Below are 3,580 nucleotides of genomic sequence, written 5' to 3'. Positions count from 1 at the left end.
GCGCCCGGCTCCGCCGCGTGATGCGGAATGATTTGTCCCATGAGCCGCCTCACCGTCATCGCCACGGGTGGGACGATCGCCAGCAGCACCGCCGCCGATGGGGTCCAGCGGCCAACACGCGGCGGCGCCCAGTTGACCGCTGGCCTGGACGTTGATGTCGTCGACGTGCTGTCCCTGGACAGCTCGCAGTTGACTCCGGCCGATTGGGATGTGATCGGCGCGTCGGCCCGGGCCGCGGTGGCTCACGGCGCCGAAGGCGTGGTCGTGACGCATGGCACCGACACCCTCGAGGAGACCGCGCTGTGGCTGGATCTGACCTATGCGGGAGCGAGTCCGCTGGTGATCACCGGCGCCCTGCGCAGCGCCGACGCGCCCGACGCCGATGGCCCAAAAAATCTGCGCGACGCCCTGTCGGTGGCGTCCAGTCCCGCTGCGCGCGACCTGGGTGTGCTGGTGTGCTTCGGCGGCCGTGTGTTGCAGCCGTCGGGCCTGTACAAGGTTGCGACGGGAGAGGGTTTCGCCGGTGAGCTCCTCGGCAGCGTCGACGGCGGGGTGATGCTGGCGCGGCCGAAGACTCGCCCCTACTTCGGCGAACTGAGCGCGGCAAGCGCTCCGCGGGTCGACATCGTCGCCGCCTACCCCGGCGGTGATGCGGTGGCGATGGACGCCTGCGTCGCAGCCGGCGCGCGCGGCCTCGTGCTGGAAGCGCTCGGTTCGGGCAACGCCGGCGATGCGGTGATCGACAGAGTGCGGCGGCATTGCCGAGACGGAGTCGTGGTCGCGGTCTCCACCCGAGTCGTCGGCGGCCGGGTCAGCCCCGGATATGGACCGGGCCACGACCTGGTCGAGGCGGGTGCGGTGATGATGTCTCGGCTGCCCCCGAGCCAGGCGCGCGTGCTGGTGATGGCGGCGTTGGCCGCCCAGCTACCGCTGCGCGACGTCGTCGACCGGCTGCGCTGACGAAATCTCCGGCGTGCGCAGCGACCCGCAGACCATCTTCAGCCACTCGCAAAGCAGCGTCATCAACTCCCCGCGGAACAGCAACTCGCCGCCTGGCAAATCCTCACCGACGCTTTACATTTCGTGATGATCGGCGACTCAGCCAGCACAACGCGGCGTCCACAACACCTTCTGCACTCGGCCCGATTGGGTTAGCACATCGAGGTCTGACTTCGCCAACTATTTGTTTGGATTAGTTCGCGTCGGGGGATTACCTGAACCGCACCTGAGATAACTCAGCTCGTCGGAAGGCAGTGCTATAGCGCGCGATCGACATCTACCAGGGGAAATGTTCGACAACGTAGTCGCCTGCCGTGCAGACCGGCTCGGCGACGCCATCTCTCATCCTTAGGAACTGAGGGGATCTATGAAGAAAGTAATTCTCGGCGCCGCGCTGTGCGGCGCCGCGGTGGCTTTGGCCGATGCAGCCAACGCCGACGACGGTGGCGACTTTCTGTCCGGCTCAGACGACGCGCTAATCCTGGGCCCGACCGGCATACCGACACCGGATGCCGCTTACATCAGCGACGCGCAAAGGCTGTACCTCGACCCGCTGGGGTACGACGGCACCACCGCGACGACGGTGGCGCTGACCACTCCGGAAACCACCGACTACAGCACGAGCGTGCCGGAGGGCGAGCAGGACCTCATCAATGCGGTCGTCGCCGACTACGACGCCGGCGACATGGGCTGCGATGCCTCCGGCGTGTGCAGCGACCCGCTGACCATTTTCACCTACTCACAAAGCAGCGCCGTCGCCTCGCTGGCCGAACAGCAGCTCGCCGCTGACCACATCCCCACCGACGCTTTACGTTTCGTGATGCTCGGCGCCAACCCCAGCGGCGTCCCCGACAACCTGTACCCGACCGAGGTGTACAACATCAACGGCGACTTCTATGCGCAGCCCGGTTCCGACGGCAACACACTGCCTGCTGAGCTGTTCGGGATGGAACTCCACGACGCCTACATGGGGTTGACGCCAGCCGAAATCGACGCGGCCACACCTGTAGCCGAAGGAATGACAACCGTCAACGACATTCCAACGCTGACCAGCGTGGAGCTGGTAGCAGCGCTGCTCGCTGCCGCGCCCGCAACGGGATGATCAGGCCGTCACACCGGCTCGTCGGCCCGTAGGGCGGCGACGTAGTCCGGCCAGTCCAGGCTGTCCACCGGGTTGGCGCTGCTCAGCGCGCACTCCTCGACGGGAAACGTGCGCATCGGACCCGGGCCGCTAACGCGTGTCTCAAAGCGCACGCTGACCACGCCATGGCCGGCACCCTGCACCCAGCCATGTCCGTGCTGCGGGTGGGTGACGTCGTCGCCGATCCGCCAGGTCGCAATCTCCGGCTCCGCCACGGCATCGACCACCTGGTGGGGCGGCGGAGTCTCCGCTGACTGGGGGTACTCCCCAGCTGCGCGGGGACCCCACCCGCTTGCGAGGGCCTCGAGATCGGGGAACAGCGACTCCTGGCGCACATCGCTGAGGCCGGAAAACCCCACGCCCAGCAGGCGAATCGGCCCGATCTGCTGCGGATCGAGCAGCAACCGCTGGGCCAGCGAGCTCAACGCGGCCAGCTCGGTCGTCGCATAGGGCAGCGTGGCCGAGCGGGTCAGCGTGCTCATGTCGGATTTCTTCAGCTTCACGGTGACCGTGCGAGCACCTCGACCGTCGCGTAGCAGCCGCCGATAGGCATGTTCGGCGATCGGACCCATCGCCTCACGCACCTGGTCAAGCGCGGTCAGATCCGCGGGGAAGGTGGATTCGGCGCTGATCTGCTTGGCGTCGGCCCGCTCGGCGACCGGACGGTCGTCGATGCCTCGGGCCAGCCGATGCAACGCCGGCCCGACCGTCGCCCCCAGAATGCTGGCCACCTCGGTATCGGCCAACGCGGCCAGCTGCCCGATCGTGTCGATGCCCAGCCGATGCAGCTTCTCCTCAGCGACCGGCCCGATCCCCCACAGCCTGCGCACCGGCAGAGCGCCCAGCAACGGCTGCTCCTCAGCACGCCCGACCACCCTGACGCCGTCGGGTTTGGCCATTTCGGACGCGATCTTGGCGATCTGCTTGCCCGAGCCGGCCCCGACGGAGGCGATGAGGCCGGTCTCCTCGCGCACCCGCCGACGCAGGCCCTCGCAGAACTGCTCGACCTCGGCGGGCGTGCCGCCGACCAGTTCTGGCGGCTCCCCGAAAGCTTCGTCAAAAGAGAGCTGTTCGAGTACTGGCACTAGCCCGCGGACGGTGTCGAAGACTCGGCGGCTGGCGACTCCGTAGACCACGCCGCGCGGCGGCAGCACCACCGCCGCAGCGCCCACCAGCCGGCGGGCCTGATGCATCGGCATGGCCGACCGGGCGCCGAACACCCGCGATTCGTAGCTCGCGCCAGCCACCACGCCGCGCCCGCCCAGACCGCCGACCAGCACCGGGCGGCCCAGCAACGTGGGCCGGGTGAGTTGCTCGACGGACGCGAAGAACGCGTCCATGTCGAGGTGCAGCACCCAGCGGGAATCCACAATCACCGATGCTATTGCGCTAACGTCGGTATCCATGGCGATGAACCTCTGCCATCGCGTTGTCTGCAGC

3 protein-coding genes are annotated in these 3,580 nt (G+C 67.8%); 2 read left to right on the top strand and 1 reads right to left on the bottom strand.

From position 1 onward, the window contains the following. The first annotated feature begins 39 nt into the window (after positions 1-39). Both WB785_RS22395 and WB785_RS22390 read left to right on the top strand, forming a co-directional pair. Positions 40-960, top strand: coding sequence for an asparaginase (locus WB785_RS22395; RefSeq protein ID WP_424081937.1), 921 nt, complete (start codon positions 40-42; stop codon positions 958-960). Between the two features lie 406 nt (positions 961-1,366). Then, positions 1,367-2,101: a PE-PPE domain-containing protein gene (locus WB785_RS22390; protein WP_424081935.1), complete on the top strand. Its 735-nt coding sequence runs from the start codon at positions 1,367-1,369 to the stop codon at positions 2,099-2,101. A gap of 8 nt (positions 2,102-2,109) precedes the next feature. On the opposite strand, the gene WB785_RS22385 is transcribed toward WB785_RS22390, so the two are convergent. Further along, positions 2,110-3,495: a DNA polymerase IV gene (locus tag WB785_RS22385; RefSeq protein WP_424081939.1), complete on the bottom strand. Its 1,386-nt coding sequence runs from the start codon at positions 3,493-3,495 to the stop codon at positions 2,110-2,112. Positions 3,496-3,580 lie beyond the last annotated feature (85 nt).

It is taken from the genome of Mycobacterium sp. (assembly GCF_049585075.1).
GTDB lineage: Bacteria > Actinomycetota > Actinomycetes > Mycobacteriales > Mycobacteriaceae > Mycobacterium.
This window is presented reverse-complemented; position numbering and strand designations above follow the sequence as displayed.